The 13,426-nt window shown below is 34.6% G+C and carries 21 protein-coding genes; 19 read left to right on the forward strand and 2 right to left on the reverse strand.

Features of this window, described 5'->3' with window-relative positions; translation table 11 throughout:
- Positions 1-11: 11 nt before the first annotated feature.
- Positions 12-371 (forward strand): HNH endonuclease, encoded by a 360-nt coding sequence (locus CAN42_RS05215; protein WP_085875830.1) that lies wholly within the window; start codon positions 12-14, stop codon positions 369-371.
- A gap of 94 nt (positions 372-465) precedes the next feature.
- On the opposite strand, the gene CAN42_RS05220 is transcribed toward CAN42_RS05215, so the two are convergent.
- Positions 466-1,347, reverse strand: coding sequence for an Abi family protein (locus CAN42_RS05220; protein WP_085875831.1), 882 nt, complete (start codon positions 1,345-1,347; stop codon positions 466-468).
- A gap of 122 nt (positions 1,348-1,469) precedes the next feature.
- On the opposite strand from CAN42_RS05220, the gene CAN42_RS05225 reads away from it, so the two are divergent.
- The 18 genes from CAN42_RS05225 (at position 1,470) to CAN42_RS09000 (ending at position 13,152) form a co-directional block, all read left to right on the forward strand.
- Entirely contained in the window at positions 1,470-2,078 is a 609-nt protein-coding gene (locus CAN42_RS05225) for a P27 family phage terminase small subunit (protein ID WP_060802392.1), read from the forward strand.
- A 5-nt stretch (positions 2,079-2,083) separates the two neighbouring features.
- The gene (locus tag CAN42_RS05230) at positions 2,084-2,866 is read left to right on the forward strand and encodes an S-adenosylmethionine synthetase N-terminal domain-containing protein (protein WP_085875832.1); all 783 of its coding nucleotides are present in this window, start codon (positions 2,084-2,086) and stop codon (positions 2,864-2,866) included.
- Positions 2,863-4,098 carry a site-specific DNA-methyltransferase gene (locus tag CAN42_RS05235; protein WP_060802109.1) on the forward strand — a complete coding sequence of 412 codons (1,236 nt, stop codon included), beginning with the start codon at positions 2,863-2,865 and terminating at the stop codon, positions 4,096-4,098. The genes CAN42_RS05230 and CAN42_RS05235 overlap by 4 nt, the downstream gene beginning before the upstream one ends.
- Positions 4,099-4,141: 43 nt before the next feature.
- The gene (locus CAN42_RS05240) at positions 4,142-4,357 is read left to right on the forward strand and encodes a DUF4314 domain-containing protein (RefSeq protein WP_085875833.1); all 216 of its coding nucleotides are present in this window, start codon (positions 4,142-4,144) and stop codon (positions 4,355-4,357) included.
- Positions 4,358-4,428: 71 nt separating this feature from the next.
- Positions 4,429-4,797 carry a DUF7698 family protein gene (locus tag CAN42_RS05245; RefSeq protein ID WP_034440586.1) on the forward strand — a complete coding sequence of 123 codons (369 nt, stop codon included), beginning with the start codon at positions 4,429-4,431 and terminating at the stop codon, positions 4,795-4,797.
- A gap of 93 nt (positions 4,798-4,890) precedes the next feature.
- A complete protein-coding gene (locus CAN42_RS05250) occupies positions 4,891-5,178 on the forward strand; it encodes a hypothetical protein (RefSeq protein WP_034440587.1) in 288 nt (95 codons plus the stop codon).
- Between the two features lie 98 nt (positions 5,179-5,276).
- A complete protein-coding gene (locus CAN42_RS05255) occupies positions 5,277-6,866 on the forward strand; it encodes a terminase large subunit (protein WP_085875834.1) in 1,590 nt (529 codons plus the stop codon).
- Between the two features lie 44 nt (positions 6,867-6,910).
- Positions 6,911-7,330 carry a nuclear transport factor 2 family protein gene (locus CAN42_RS05260; RefSeq protein WP_002834879.1) on the forward strand — a complete coding sequence of 140 codons (420 nt, stop codon included), beginning with the start codon at positions 6,911-6,913 and terminating at the stop codon, positions 7,328-7,330.
- A 42-nt stretch (positions 7,331-7,372) separates the two neighbouring features.
- Positions 7,373-8,674, forward strand: coding sequence for a phage portal protein (locus CAN42_RS05265; RefSeq protein WP_085875835.1), 1,302 nt, complete (start codon positions 7,373-7,375; stop codon positions 8,672-8,674).
- Positions 8,625-9,347, forward strand: coding sequence for a head maturation protease, ClpP-related (locus tag CAN42_RS05270; protein WP_425330836.1), 723 nt, complete (start codon positions 8,625-8,627; stop codon positions 9,345-9,347). Before CAN42_RS05265 ends, CAN42_RS05270 begins: the two co-directional genes overlap by 50 nt.
- 4 nt (positions 9,348-9,351) lie before the next feature.
- Positions 9,352-10,542 (forward strand): phage major capsid protein, encoded by a 1,191-nt coding sequence (locus CAN42_RS05275; RefSeq protein WP_085875836.1) that lies wholly within the window; start codon positions 9,352-9,354, stop codon positions 10,540-10,542.
- A 10-nt stretch (positions 10,543-10,552) separates the two neighbouring features.
- Entirely contained in the window at positions 10,553-10,825 is a 273-nt protein-coding gene (locus CAN42_RS05280; RefSeq protein ID WP_019131819.1) for a head-tail connector protein, read from the forward strand.
- On the forward strand, positions 10,825-11,157 hold the full coding sequence (locus CAN42_RS05285) for a phage head closure protein (protein WP_019131818.1): 333 nt from the start codon (positions 10,825-10,827) through the stop codon (positions 11,155-11,157). Before CAN42_RS05280 ends, CAN42_RS05285 begins: the two co-directional genes overlap by 1 nt.
- A complete protein-coding gene (locus CAN42_RS05290; RefSeq protein WP_019131817.1) occupies positions 11,154-11,534 on the forward strand; it encodes an HK97 gp10 family phage protein in 381 nt (126 codons plus the stop codon). The genes CAN42_RS05285 and CAN42_RS05290 overlap by 4 nt, the downstream gene beginning before the upstream one ends.
- The gene (locus CAN42_RS05295) at positions 11,527-11,853 is read left to right on the forward strand and encodes a hypothetical protein (RefSeq protein WP_019131816.1); all 327 of its coding nucleotides are present in this window, start codon (positions 11,527-11,529) and stop codon (positions 11,851-11,853) included. The genes CAN42_RS05290 and CAN42_RS05295 overlap by 8 nt, the downstream gene beginning before the upstream one ends.
- A gap of 161 nt (positions 11,854-12,014) precedes the next feature.
- The gene (locus CAN42_RS05305) at positions 12,015-12,611 is read left to right on the forward strand and encodes a major tail protein (RefSeq protein WP_019131814.1); all 597 of its coding nucleotides are present in this window, start codon (positions 12,015-12,017) and stop codon (positions 12,609-12,611) included.
- A 2-nt stretch (positions 12,612-12,613) separates the two neighbouring features.
- A complete protein-coding gene (locus tag CAN42_RS05310; RefSeq protein WP_019117844.1) occupies positions 12,614-12,970 on the forward strand; it encodes a hypothetical protein in 357 nt (118 codons plus the stop codon).
- Between the two features lie 17 nt (positions 12,971-12,987).
- On the forward strand, positions 12,988-13,152 hold the full coding sequence (locus CAN42_RS09000; RefSeq protein WP_004816339.1) for a hypothetical protein: 165 nt from the start codon (positions 12,988-12,990) through the stop codon (positions 13,150-13,152).
- On the opposite strand, the gene CAN42_RS05315 is transcribed toward CAN42_RS09000, so the two are convergent.
- Positions 13,149-13,379 carry a hypothetical protein gene (locus CAN42_RS05315; protein ID WP_019131813.1) on the reverse strand — a complete coding sequence of 77 codons (231 nt, stop codon included), beginning with the start codon at positions 13,377-13,379 and terminating at the stop codon, positions 13,149-13,151. The two genes, CAN42_RS09000 and CAN42_RS05315, sit on opposite strands and share 4 nt — an antisense overlap.
- Positions 13,380-13,426 lie beyond the last annotated feature (47 nt).

A 13,426-nucleotide genomic window follows, 5' to 3' on the forward strand; every position in this document is an offset into this window, starting at 1 on the left:
GGGGTGATAAAGTGCCAAGAAAACCTAAGAGACCATGTTCTCATCCAGGTTGTCCTGAATTAGTTGATGGACGATTCTGTAAGAAACATGAGAAAGAATACAACAAAAACTATGAAAAATATAAACGAGATCCTAAAACTCATAAGCGTTATGGAAAAGCATGGAGACTTATAAGAAAAAGATATGTAGCAGAGCATCCGCTTTGTGAGATGTGCTTAAAAGAAAATAGAATGACAAAGGTAGAGGAAGTACATCACATACTTCCTCTTTCTCGTGGTGGAACTAATAACGAAGACAATCTTATGGGTCTTTGTAAATCATGTCATTCAAAGATTCATGCCGAGCGTGGAGATAGATTCGGACGAGAATAGTTTTGAGGGGAGGGGGAGTCTTAATCTCTACGACTGATTTCCCTACCAACGGTGCCGCCCTCTCACGAACAAAAAAACGGGTTCAAAGGGGGTATTAAAGAATATCTTTCCAATTAGGAGGAAAACCCATAAATTTATAGTTGAAGTAGCCTTGGTATTTATTAAAGGTATTTTCTAAATCTTTTAAAAGGGATTCCCATTGGTCGTTTGAGTTTAAAATTCTCTTTATGATTAAAAGAATGGGGAATATTTTATTTTGCTTGCCCTTATATTGTTTGTTTTCAGAATAAAGACGGGGAGTCTCTTTTAAAGGCATATTATAAAGTCGAGTGTAATGGGCACAAATGTTTCTAACTTCAACAAGACATAAAATCCAATTTTTTAAATATTTAGGGTCTGTGTTGTAATAATCAGAAATTACCTTTTGATCTTCATCCTTAAGAATACTAAACAAAGAAGATAAATTTCCAAAAGACATGAGCTCAACGGATACCCAGATTGGAAACTTACCATCATATTTTCTTAGGTGGTGTTTAACAAATGGTTTATTCTTTTGCCTGTCAACTTCGTTGCTAAGATTCTCATTTATGATGGAATATATGGTTTGACCTTTTTTATTCGTTTTATGAATGAAATTATCTTCGTGCATAAGTACATCGGAACCATATGTAATAGCTAGGTGGTAAGCAATTTGAGTTCTAAGCTCTATTTCAATTTGCTCAATAGTTCTAATGAGGTTGTTTTTAAATTGGCTATCAAAGCAATAAAGGTTAAAGAGATGCTCGATAGTAATATGGTCCTTATAATGCTCTTTATTATTATATTTTTTAAGACCAATACCATAACCTGAAAGTCTGTAATAATTTACTTTTTTCAAAATTTTTGTTGCATAAACTTCATCTTTGATTTTTAAGTTATGGTCAATTTTTAATTTGGTAATTTGATCTTCGTAGTTTAAAGCAGGTTTTAATGTCATATAATTTCTCCTCAATATAAAAAAGCCCTCTCCGTGGTCCGCATGTAGAGAATCTACATTAAGCGTGGAGAGGTTCTGTTAAATTAATTATAACATAGAACTAGTCAAAGTCAATAACATACATGAGAAAAGAAACAAAACAACTAGGAGGTGATACTATCGCTAAAGATGGAACATACAGAGGTGGAAGAAGAGTAAAAGCAGGTGGCAAACCACAGCCTGCTGTTGAAAAAATAGAAAAAGGTAAAAAGGTAGAAATTTTAATGAATGATATTCCAACATTCACTCCAGAAGAAATAGATGCAGTTGACTTACCAGATGGATCAGTTCTTGATGGAACCGATATGCCTACACCAAGTGACTATCTATCAGCAAAGCAAAAGAATGGAATACCACTTGGTGCTGATGAAATATATAAAGAGACATGGTCTTGGTTAAAACAGAGAAACTGTGAAAACTTAGTAAATCCAAGATTATTAGAATCCTACTCCCAGGCTTTTGCAAGATACATTCAATGTGAAGAGGCAATAAGTCAATTTGGACTTTTAGGAAAGCATCCTACAACTGGTGGAGTTATTGCATCTCCATTTGTACAGATGTCTAGCCAGTTTCAAAAGACGGCCAATCTTCTATGGTACGAGATTTATGACATAGTTAAAGAAAACTGCACGGAAGTATATGAAGACTATGGAGAAGATATGATGGAAAAATTACTAAGGCAGAGGAGGTAATAAATTTGTTTGAAAAAGTAAATCTAAAGCATCCAGATAAAATAGCAGATTGTATTGCTGGTGCAATTGTAGATTTAGCATATAAAGAAAAATATAATCCTAAAATAGCAGTTGAAGTGTTGCTAGGGCATGGAGACTGTCATGTGATTATAGAAACGGACTGCAAGTTAAATAAAAAAGAAATTGAAAAAGCGATTAGGAGGATAGCAGGAGATGTCATAGTAGATATTAAAATTGTAGAGCAGGATATCCACCTATCAAATAATCAAAAAGAAAAGATAAGATGTGGGGACAATGGAATTTTTAAGGGAGTATCTACATCAGATGAAGAAAAGAAACTATCTTTAATTGCTCGTGAAATCTATTCTAATTATCCTTACGATGGTAAATACATCCTTGATGGAGATAAACTCATCATCTGTCAGTCAAATGTACCAACAGAAATTTTAAAATCGATTTATCCTAAAGCAATCGTAAATCCATTAGGAGATTGGACTGGAGGATATAATGTTGATACTGGAGCAACTAATAGAAAACTCGGTTCTGATATGGGACAAGCAGTAACTGGTGGGGGTCTTCATGGTAAAGACCTATCTAAAGCTGATGTATCAGTTAATATTTATGCCCATCTAAAGGCACAAGAGGAAAATAGAGAGATTGAATTATCCTGTGCAATCGGAGATGAGACTGTTGATGGTATACCATATTCAAAAATTGTAGAAATTGCTAGAAACTACATTAATTCTATTGGTGGTTTTGAGGAATTTGCTAAGTGGGGGCTAATATGATTACAACAAAAGAAATGAAATTAGTTGACATTGAAAAACTTGTACCCTATGTAAATAATGCAAGAACTCACTCACAAGACCAGATTAACAAACTGCGTTCATCAATTCGAGAATTTGGTTTTATTAATCCTGTAATTATTGATAAAGACTATGGAGTTATTGCAGGTCATGGAAGAATTATGGCAGCAAAGGAAGAAGGAATAAAAGAAGTACCTTGTGTCTTTGCAGACCACCTAAATGAGGCACAAAAGAAAGCTTATATCCTAGCTGATAACAGAATGGCTCTTGATGCTGGTTGGGATGAAGAACTACTAAGAGTAGAAATTGAATCATTAGAAGATTATGGTTTTAATGTAGAACTAACTGGCTTTTCACCCGATGAACTATCTACTCTTTTTGATTTAGGAAATGATACACAAGATGATGACTTTGACGTAGAGGAAGAATTGGAAAAACCTACTTTTTCTAAAGCTGGAGATATATGGACATTAGGTAAGCACAAACTTGTTTGTGGAGATTCTAAAGATGAGACAAACTACGAGAAATTAATGGGAGAATCAAAAGCAAATCTTATCATCACAGACCCTCCATACAATGTAAACTATGAAGGATCAGCTGGTAAAATTAAAAATGACAATATGGAGCAAGGTAAATTTTACGAATTTTTACTAAGCTCCTTTTTAAATATGGAAAAGTTCCTCGCAGATGATGGTTCGATATATGTTTTTCATGCTGATACAGAAGGACTTAATTTCAGAAAGGCATTTCAAGACGCTGGCTTTTATTTATCTGGTACTTGTATTTGGAAGAAACAGTCCCTTGTACTTGGAAGAAGTCCATATCAATGGCAACATGAACCCATCCTATATGGTTGGAAGAAAAAAGGAAAACACAACTGGTACACAGGAAGGAAGGAGTCTACCATTTGGGAATTTGATAAACCAAGAAAAAATGGTGACCACCCTACTATGAAACCTATTCCACTTTTATCTTATCCGATTAAAAACTCATCAATGACAAACTCTATTGTACTTGATCCATTTGGTGGAAGTGGAAGTACACTAATAGCTTGTGAACAAACTGATAGGATTTGTAGGATGATTGAACTTGATGAAAAATTTGTAGATGTCATTGTAAATAGATTTATTGAATTAGTTGGCAGTGATGAAGATGTAAGCCTTTTAAGAGACGGAAAAGAGTATAAGTATGAAGATGTTATTAATCTGACTTGATATAAATCAGTATTTGAGTGATATATGTATGTGAGGTGATTAGATGATTTCAAGGGAAATTATACAAAAATTAAAAGAGACGTATCCAGTAGGTACAAGAGTAAAACTAATCCAAATGGAAGATGAACAGGCTCCACCAGTTGGAACTTTAGGCACAGTTTATGGAGTGGATTCCATTGGATCAATCCTAGTAAAATGGGATAATGGTTCAATGTTAAATGTAATTTTTAGGGAGGATATTATTGAAAAATCTAAATAAATAACCATACATTGCTTGACTATTCCTCTATTGTACGGGAATATGTGTACAACAAAAGAGGAGGTACAAAAATGAAAAAGATTGAATTGTTAGAAAACATTAAAGAAAAAGAAGAATTTGAAGAAAACAAAATCAGTTACAGATTTTACTGGGCATATAGAGAATCCCAAAGGATAGGTCGAGACATCATAAACTTTGATGACATTGGATTCGAAGACAATCACGAAGATATGATAGAGAATCTTGAAAGGTTTGGGGTAAAAGAATTTACAATTTCAGACCAGTCAACAGGTCTTATGAAAGGGTTAAAAAGTTTTAAAAGAAAAGGTTACTTTCCTATAGACTTAATTGAAATAGATACAGGAAGGACTAATTGGAATTTCAAAGAAAGCAAAGAAGAAAAAGAATATACACCTGCACTTCTTTTTAAGAGAAATTAAGAATAGAAATAGAGAGTTAAGCAAGATAATTGCTTGACTTATCTCTCGTTGTACGGGAATATGTGTACAACAAAAGAAAAGGAGAACATTACCATGAAAAAAGACCTTTTAGAAAGATTAGAAGCAGAAGTTAAAGCTTGCAAAAGATACGCTGAAAGCTCAATAAAAAAATCAAAAGAAGGCAAGACTGGAGCAGCCATTAACCTTTTAGACATAGCGGGAACAGCAAAGAAATGTGCAGACCAAGTTCATGAAGAACTTTGGGAGGTATCAAAAGGAAATTTAACAGATGAAGAATTTCAACTTTTTGCAGAATCAGAAACACTAGAAAGAGAACTAAAGAAAGCATACAAAGAATTAAGCATAGCAAGACAAAGATAAAAATAAAATTCTAAATAGAGTTTAGGCTCTATTTGTCGTAGTAGAAGTCACAATCATGTGGCTATTTTTTATGCCTATTTTTAGAGGAAGGAGGTCAAATGAAATATAAACCAAGTAGATTTTTGCTTGAAACATCCCGATATGATAAAAACAAAGCAGACTATGCCGTCGCCTTTATAGAATGTCTGAAGCATACAAAAGGTCGATGGGCAGGCAAAGACTTCAAGCTTATTGACTGGCAAGAAGAAATCATAAGAGACTTATTTGGAATTGTAAAAGATACAGGATATAGACAATTTAATACAGCATATATTGAAATACCAAAGAAGATGGGAAAGTCTGAACTTGCAGCTGCTGTAGCACTTCTTTTAACTTGTGGTGATGGAGAAGAAAGAGCAGAGGTTTATGGATGTGCTGCTGATAGACAACAAGCAACTATTGTCTTCGATGTTGCAGCTGATATGGTAAGGATGAGCCCAGCCCTATCTAAAAGAGTAAAAATTCTAGCATCTCAAAAGAGGATGATATATAAGCCGACCAATTCTTTTTATCAAGTCTTATCTGCAGAGGCTTATTCTAAACACGGATTTAATATTCATGGTGTGGTTTTTGACGAACTTCATACTCAGCCTAATAGAAAGCTTTTTGACGTTATGACCAAAGGGTCTGGTGATGCAAGAACCCAGCCCTTATATTTTCTTATAACAACTGCTGGAACGGATACGAAATCAATCTGCTATGAGACTCATCAAAAGGCAGTCGACATACTTGAAGGAAGAAAAACTGATCCAACTTTTTATCCTGTAATCTATGGAGCAGACAGGGATGATGACTGGACAGATGAAAAAGTATGGCATAAGGCAAATCCGTCTCTTGGAATTACAGTTCCTATAGAAAAAGTAAGGCAAGCTTGTGAATCGGCTAAGCAAAATCCAACTGAAGAGAATGCCTTTAGACAACTAAGACTTAATCAATGGGTCAAACAATCAATTAGGTGGATGCCTATGGAAAAATGGGACCTATGTAATTTTGCTATTAATGAAGAAGAATTAAAAGGTAGAGTTTGTTATGGTGGTCTTGACCTATCAAGCACAACGGATATTACAGCTTTTGTTTTAGTCTTTCCTCCAGTAGATGAAGATGATAAATATCAAATATTACCCTATTTTTGGTTGCCAGAAGATAACCTCGACCTAAGAGTAAAAAGAGACCATGTAAACTATGACCTTTGGAAAAAACAAGGCTATATTATGACAACAGAAGGTAATGTAGTCCACTATGGTTTTATAGAAAAATTTATAGAGGACTTAGGTGAGGTATATAACATTAGAGAAATTGCCTTTGACAGATGGGGAGCAGTTCAGATGATCCAAAACTTAGAAGGAATGGGTTTTACAGTTGTTCCCTTTGGTCAAGGATTTAAAGATATGTCTCCACCAACAAAAGAACTCATGAAACTAACTCTCGAAAGAAAAATAGCCCATGGAGGTCATCCAGTTCTAAGGTGGATGATGGATAATATTTTCATACGAACTGATCCTGCTGGAAACATTAAAGCAGATAAAGAAAAATCTACAGAAAAAATAGATGGAGTAATTGCTACAATCATGGCCCTTGATAGAGCGATAAGATGTGGCAATGATACAAGTGAATCGGTCTATGATGATAGGGGGTTGATTGTTTTTTAATATGGGTATATAGATAAAATAGAAACATTTTTGAGGTGATATTCATGAGGAATAGAGAAGATATTATTCGTTTATGGTTTGATATGTGGATAAAAAAACAAGACTTGGGAATTAAAGATATTTTTGCTAATGATATTGTGTATACAGAAAGTTGGGGGCCAAAGTATAATAATCGCAGTACACTCGAGTTATGGTTTAAAGAATGGAACAGTCGTGCAAAAGTTGAAACATGGGATATTGTACAATTTTTAGACTTTAAAGACCAATCAATTGTGGAATGGCATTTTAAATCAGTGATGAATAATGGGAAAATTGATGAATTTAATGGAATTTCTTTGGTTAAATGGGATTTTGATAATAAAATAATAGAATTAAAAGAGTTTGGATGTAATATAGATAATTATAATCCATATGCTTATGGAGAGATTCCTAAATTTAGAAAAGAAAAGTCAAAGTGGTTTTAACATATATTTATTCATGATATTTTTTAGCATCTACATTAGTAGGTGCTTTTTTCATACCAACTTTTAGGAGGTGGTAATATAAACATTTTAAATTTAATATTCACCCGAAAGGGCACAGGCAAGTCGAGAGACAAACCTAAAGACGGGGAGAGGATATCTTCATCGTTTTTTTTATTTGGAAGAACAACAGCAGGAAGGAATGTAAATGAATTTACTGCTATGCAAATGACAGCAGTTTATTCGTGCGTAAGGGTTCTTGCTGAAACCTTAGCAGGACTTCCTCTTCATCTATATAAAAGAGGAGATTCTAATTCAAAGGAAAAAGCAAAAGACCATGCCATATACTTCTTATTACATGACGAACCTAATGATGAAATGACTTCATTTGTATTTAGAGAAACACTAATGACCCATCTATTACTTTGGGGGAATGCCTATGCTCAGATAATTCGAAATGGAAGAAATGAGGTCATAGGACTTTATCCCTTAATGCCAAACAAGATGACTGTAATGAGAAGTGAAGATGGAGAAATCTTCTATAAATACAATCATAAATCTGAAGAAGTTTATCTTTTAAAAGAAGATGTCCTTCACATACCTGGACTTGGTTTTGATGGACTTATTGGATACTCGCCAATTACCATGGCTAAAAATGCCATTGGTATGGCTATGGCTTGTGAAGATTACGGAGCGTCATTCTTCCAAAATGGAGCACAACCAGGTGGAGTTTTAGAACATCCAGGAATTATTAAAGACCCAGAAAGAGTAAGGGAGTCATGGAATGCAGCCTTTCAGGGGCCTAAGAACGCCAACAAAGTGGCTGTACTTGAAGAAGGGATGAAATACCAACCTATAGCCATAGCACCAAGTGAGGCCCAGTTTTTGGAAACTAGAAAGTTTCAGTTAAATGAGATAGCAAGGATATTCAGAATACCACCTCATATGATTGGTGACTTGGAGAAGTCATCATTTTCAAATATAGAACAGCAGTCACTTGAGTTTGTTAAATACACTCTCGATCCTTGGATTGTTCGTTGGGAGCAATCCTTAGAAAGAGCACTATTAACAAAGAAAGAAAAGGAATCCTACTTTATTAAATTCAACCTTGATGGACTTCTAAGAGGAGACTATGAGTCAAGAATGAATGGATATGCCGTAGGAAGACAGAATGGGTGGATGAGTGCAAATGACATAAGAGAATTAGAAAACCTTGATAGGATTTCAGCTGAAGAAGGTGGTGACTTATATCTTGTAAATGGAAATATGCTACCACTTGATAAGGCAGGTTCATTCTATGAAAGTAAAAGAAATGGAGATAATGATACAAAAGATGAATCAAAATAAAATATTTTGGAACTGGAAAAAGGATTCAAATGAACTCTATATAGATGGAGTTATAGCAGAAGAGTCTTGGTTTGATGATGAAATCACGCCAAGGCTCTTTTTTGAAGAATTAAAAAATAAAAGTGGAGACATAACTGTGTGGATCAACTCCCCTGGTGGAGATTGTATCGCAGCATCGAGAATTTACACCATGCTTTTAGAACACAAGGGAAATGTGACCATTAAGATTGATGGACTTGCAGCATCAGCAGCATCGGTCATTGCTATGGCAGGAACTGAAGTATTGATGAGTCCTACATCATTAATGATGATTCACAACCCCTTAACTGTGGCAATTGGGGACTCAAAAGAAATGCAAAAAGCCATAGATATGTTAAAGGAAGTTAAGGAATCAATCATCAATGCCTATGAGATTAAGACAGGTTTATCCAGAGAAGAGATTTCTAATCTAATGGATGGAGAGACTTGGTTTGATAAGAATAAGGCCATCGAGATGGGTTTTTGTGATGGAACTCTCACTGACAAAAGAAAAGATGAAAAAGCTACAAACATGGTCTTTTCAAGACGAGCAGTTACAAACTCACTTTTAACAAAGATAAATAAAGAAGTAAAGACTCACTCAATGAGTGAGGTAGAAGAAAGATTAAACAAAATTAAAAATACTTGGAGGTAATTATATGAACTTAAAAGAACTAATGGAAAAGAGAACTAAAGCTTGGGATGAGGCAAAGGCATTTGCTGAATCTAAGAAAGATGAAAAGGGTCTAATGTCTGATGAAGACTTCAAGACATATGAAGAGATGGAGAGAACTATCGAGAATTACACTCGTGAAATTGAAAGAAAGAAGAGGGAAGAAGAAATGGATAAAACTTTAGAAAAACCTACTACTCAAGCATTAACAAATGAACCTGCTACTTTTAATGAAGAAGAAAAACCAATGAGAGCAAGAAATGTTTATAAGAAGTCTATGATGAAGGCATTAAGAACTAACTTTAGAGATATTTCCAATGAATTAAAAGTTGGTACAGATGAAAGTGGTGGATATTTAGTTCCAGAAGAAATGGAAGTAGATATTGTAAATGGACTTGAAGATGAAAATATTGTAAGAAAACTAGCTACAAAAGTTCAAACTTCTGGACTTCATAAAATTAACATTGCTGCTACGAAACCAGCAGCCCTATGGGTAGAAGAAGGTGGTCAACTAACCTTTGGAGATGGCACATTCGATCAAGTATCTCTAGATGCACACAAACTCCATGTTGGTATTAAAGTAACTGAAGAACTTCTATATGATGCAGCCTTTAATTTAGAAAAATACATTACTGAAGAATTTACTAGAGCGTTAGCAAATGCTGAAGAGGATGCCTTCTTAAATGGCGATGGAGTAAATAAGCCTACAGGAATTTTTGACTCTAAAAAGGGTGGAGAACTTGGAGGAACAACAAAAGCTCAAACAATCACTGCAGATGAATTAATTGATTTAGTTTACTCCTTAGATAGGCCTTATAGGAAGAAAGCCGCCTTCATTTTAAATGATGCAACAGTTGCTCAAATTAGAAAGCTTAAAGATGTTAATGGTGCATATATTTGGCAACCATCACTTAAAGATGGAGAACCAGATAGACTTTTAGGATATCCTGCCTACACATCAGCCTTTGCTCCAAAAGCTGAAAAAGGAAAGCTTGCAGTAGCCTTTGGCGATTTTTCATACTACAAGATTGGAGATAGAGGAAATAGGTCTTTTCAAGACTTAAAGGAACTATTTGCTGGAAATGGTATGGTTGGTTTCTTAGGTAAGGAAAGAGTTGATGGAATCTTAGTTTTAAGAGAAGCAGTTAAACTATTAAAAATCGGTGCTACTGCCTAAGGAGTAAATTATGATTACTCTTGAGGAGGCAAAGTCCTATTTAAGGGTGGATTTTGATGATGAGGATGAGATGATTAATTCTTTCATCCAATCATCAATAAAGCACTCCATGGATGTAGCCAGGGTTGATAGTGAAGAAGAACTTTCTAAAAATCCAAATGGAAAGATAGCTGTCCTCTATATGACCGCTTATCTTTATGAACACAGAGAAGAGGCAGATTATTCTGAACTAAACTTAACTCTAAGGGCTTTATTATTTGGAATGAGAAAGGCTGAGTTCTAATGAAGATATCGGATTTAAATAGAAAAATAATCTTTCAAAATAAAAATGTTGAGGTGGATGGAATTGGTAACCATAAATCAGTATGGATGGACTATCTAACAACATCAGCCTATATTTCCTTTCAAGGAAAAGGTGAAGAGGTTTTTTTAGGAATGGAAGTAGACAGGTCAGACATTTCTTTTACTGTAAGATTTCAAAATAGGTTAAAGAATATTAACACTTCAGAATACAGAATTCTATTTGATGATGAAATGTACAATATCATATCAATTGACTTTATGAACTATAAAAATAGACTTATAAAGTTTAGAAGTAGGAAGGTGAGTAGATGAATGTAAAAATTGAAAACCTCGCCAGTGAAATAATGAAAGGCTTAGAAGAATATTCTGATATGGCAACAGACGAAGTCAAAAAGGAAGTTAAAAAGACTGGTAGTAATATTAGAAAAGACATACAAGAAAATGCACCTGTAGGAGAAACAAGGAAATATTCTAAGTCCTGGTCTGTAAAAACTATGAAAGAAACTTCAAATTCAATAGAACTTGTGGTTCACTCAAGAAATAGATACCAGCTGGCTCATCTACTTGAAAAAGGTCATGTTCTTAGGCAGGGAGGAAGAGTATCTGCTAAGCCACACATTGGACCAGCTGAAGAGAAAGGAGTAAGAGAATTGGAAGAAAATATAATGAGGAAATTACAAGATGGATAGGCTATTAAAAATAATTGAAAAGATAGGACTCCCATTTGCATACTCGCACTTTGCTGAAGGAGAAAGCCCTTCTCCACCATTTATAGTCTATCTATTTCCAAAGAATAAACACTTTGGTGCAGATGGAGTAGTTTTCTATAAAAACACCCAGATAGACTTAGAACTTTATACCGATAAGAAAGATTTAAAATTAGAAGAAAAAATAGAAGAGATACTTGATAGAGAAAAGATCTATTATGAAAAGTCTGAAGTTTGGATTGAATCAGAAAGACTCTATGAAGTTCTCTATGAATTTACTATGGAGGTAAAAAATGGCTAATAAAGTTAAATTTAATATTTGTAATGTTAATGACCTAACCCCACGAGCCTTGCGAGTGGAAGGTAGGTCAGATGTCACGCAATCCAATTCTCTGCGACTGATAAGGAGCGAAGAGAATTGTGATGGAGCTGACTCACTACAATTTATGGGAGGTAACAATTATGGCAAATAAGGTAAAGTTTAATATTTGCAATGTGCATTATGCATTATTCGATAAAGCTGAAGAGGGCGTTATTAAATATAAAACACCAGTGCCAATGCCTGGTGCTGTTTCAATTTCATTGGATCCTAATGGAGAGCCTGAAAGCTTTTATGCAGATGGAATTGAATACTACACTATTTCAAACAATATGGGATATGATGGAGATTTAGAAATCGCCCTTATTCCAGAATCCTTTAGGACGGATGTTTTGATGGAAAGATCAGATTCAAATAAAGTTCTTATTGAGTCTTCAAATTCCGAAACTGCAAACTTTGCACTGTTATTTGAGTTTGATGGTGACCAAAAGAAAATCCGTCACGTCATGTATAACTGCTCAGCAGCAAGACCTACTCTTGAAGGAGAAACCAACGAGGAATCAAGAGAAGTCCAACCAGAAACCTTGTCTATTCAAGCAAGACCACTTCCAAATGGAAATGTAAAGGCTAGAACAGGCGAAGAGACTACAAAGGAAACTTATGATGGTTGGTACAAGTCAGTCTATATGCCAACAGAAAATACAGTAACACCTTCAAGAGCAAGTGTTGGAGGTAAATAAATATGGCACTAACCAAGAAAATTCAAATCGATGGGAAAGAAGTTGTTTTCCGTGCATCAGCAGCAATCCCAAGAATCTATAGACTTAAATTTGGAAGAGATATCTTCAAAGACTTAATGGAACTTGAAAAATCCATGAAGAAAAATGATGAAGATAAATCCAATCTAGATATAGGCTCATTAGAACTATTTGAAAATATAGCCTATGTAATGGCAAAGCATGGAGATAAATCTGTACCAGATAGTCCAGAAGAATGGTTGGATAATTTCTCAACCTTTTCAATTTATCAAATTCTACCTCAGCTAATTGAATTATGGGGACTTAATATAAAATCGGAAGAAGTTCCTAAAAAAAAGTAAGGCCAACAGAAAGACCAATGACTACACCCTTGTTTCTATTAAGGGCAGTGGAACTTGGTCTTTCTGTTTCTGATTTATCTCTACTAACAATTGGACTTGTAAATGATATGTTTACAGAAAAGAATAATGACGACTATAAATATAAAGAAGTAGCTACGCAAGAAGACTTTGATAAATTTTAATCTTCAAGCTTAGCTACTCTTTTTTCAGCGTCTTTATAGACTTTGGATTCCGCTCTTGCACCGATAATAATGACAAGAACTTCGTCATCTGATTTTTCCAATTTATAAACGATCCTAAGACCTGAACTCTTAAGTTTAATTTTCATAAGACCAGCAAGCTTAGAATCAGAAAGGTTAGAAAGAGGCTTGCCATACCCACCTTCAGTATTAGGAAGAGGATTTATCAAGATCCTCTTAAGTGCTTTATCGACAATTTTCTTTGAGATCCATCTAA

Source organism: Peptoniphilus vaginalis (genome assembly GCF_900176605.1).
Taxonomy (GTDB): Bacteria; Bacillota; Clostridia; order Tissierellales; family Peptoniphilaceae; genus Peptoniphilus_A; species Peptoniphilus_A vaginalis.

Excerpts from the sequence above, each read along its gene's own strand:
- CAN42_RS05260 (WP_002834879.1), top strand. The coding sequence starts at position 6,911 with ATGAGGAATAGAGAAGATATTATTCGTTTATGGTTTGATATGTGGATA.
- CAN42_RS05305 (WP_019131814.1), top strand. The coding sequence starts at position 12,015 with ATGGCAAATAAGGTAAAGTTTAATATTTGCAATGTGCATTATGCATTA.
- CAN42_RS05285 (WP_019131818.1), top strand. The coding sequence starts at position 10,825 with ATGAAGATATCGGATTTAAATAGAAAAATAATCTTTCAAAATAAAAAT.
- CAN42_RS05295 (WP_019131816.1), top strand. The coding sequence starts at position 11,527 with ATGGATAGGCTATTAAAAATAATTGAAAAGATAGGACTCCCATTTGCA.
- CAN42_RS05310 (WP_019117844.1), top strand. The coding sequence starts at position 12,614 with ATGGCACTAACCAAGAAAATTCAAATCGATGGGAAAGAAGTTGTTTTC.
- CAN42_RS05245 (WP_034440586.1), top strand. The coding sequence starts at position 4,429 with ATGAAAAAGATTGAATTGTTAGAAAACATTAAAGAAAAAGAAGAATTT.
- CAN42_RS05280 (WP_019131819.1), top strand. The coding sequence starts at position 10,553 with ATGATTACTCTTGAGGAGGCAAAGTCCTATTTAAGGGTGGATTTTGAT.
- CAN42_RS05250 (WP_034440587.1), top strand. The coding sequence starts at position 4,891 with ATGAAAAAAGACCTTTTAGAAAGATTAGAAGCAGAAGTTAAAGCTTGC.
- CAN42_RS05275 (WP_085875836.1), top strand. The coding sequence starts at position 9,352 with ATGAACTTAAAAGAACTAATGGAAAAGAGAACTAAAGCTTGGGATGAG.
- CAN42_RS05235 (WP_060802109.1), top strand. The coding sequence starts at position 2,863 with ATGATTACAACAAAAGAAATGAAATTAGTTGACATTGAAAAACTTGTA.
- CAN42_RS05290 (WP_019131817.1), top strand. The coding sequence starts at position 11,154 with ATGAATGTAAAAATTGAAAACCTCGCCAGTGAAATAATGAAAGGCTTA.
- CAN42_RS05255 (WP_085875834.1), top strand. The coding sequence starts at position 5,277 with ATGAAATATAAACCAAGTAGATTTTTGCTTGAAACATCCCGATATGAT.
- CAN42_RS09000 (WP_004816339.1), top strand. The coding sequence starts at position 12,988 with ATGACTACACCCTTGTTTCTATTAAGGGCAGTGGAACTTGGTCTTTCT.
- CAN42_RS05270 (WP_425330836.1), top strand. The coding sequence starts at position 8,625 with ATGAAAGTAAAAGAAATGGAGATAATGATACAAAAGATGAATCAAAAT.
- CAN42_RS05220 (WP_085875831.1), bottom strand. The coding sequence starts at position 1,347 with ATGACATTAAAACCTGCTTTAAACTACGAAGATCAAATTACCAAATTA.
- CAN42_RS05225 (WP_060802392.1), top strand. The coding sequence starts at position 1,470 with ATGAGAAAAGAAACAAAACAACTAGGAGGTGATACTATCGCTAAAGAT.
- CAN42_RS05240 (WP_085875833.1), top strand. The coding sequence starts at position 4,142 with ATGATTTCAAGGGAAATTATACAAAAATTAAAAGAGACGTATCCAGTA.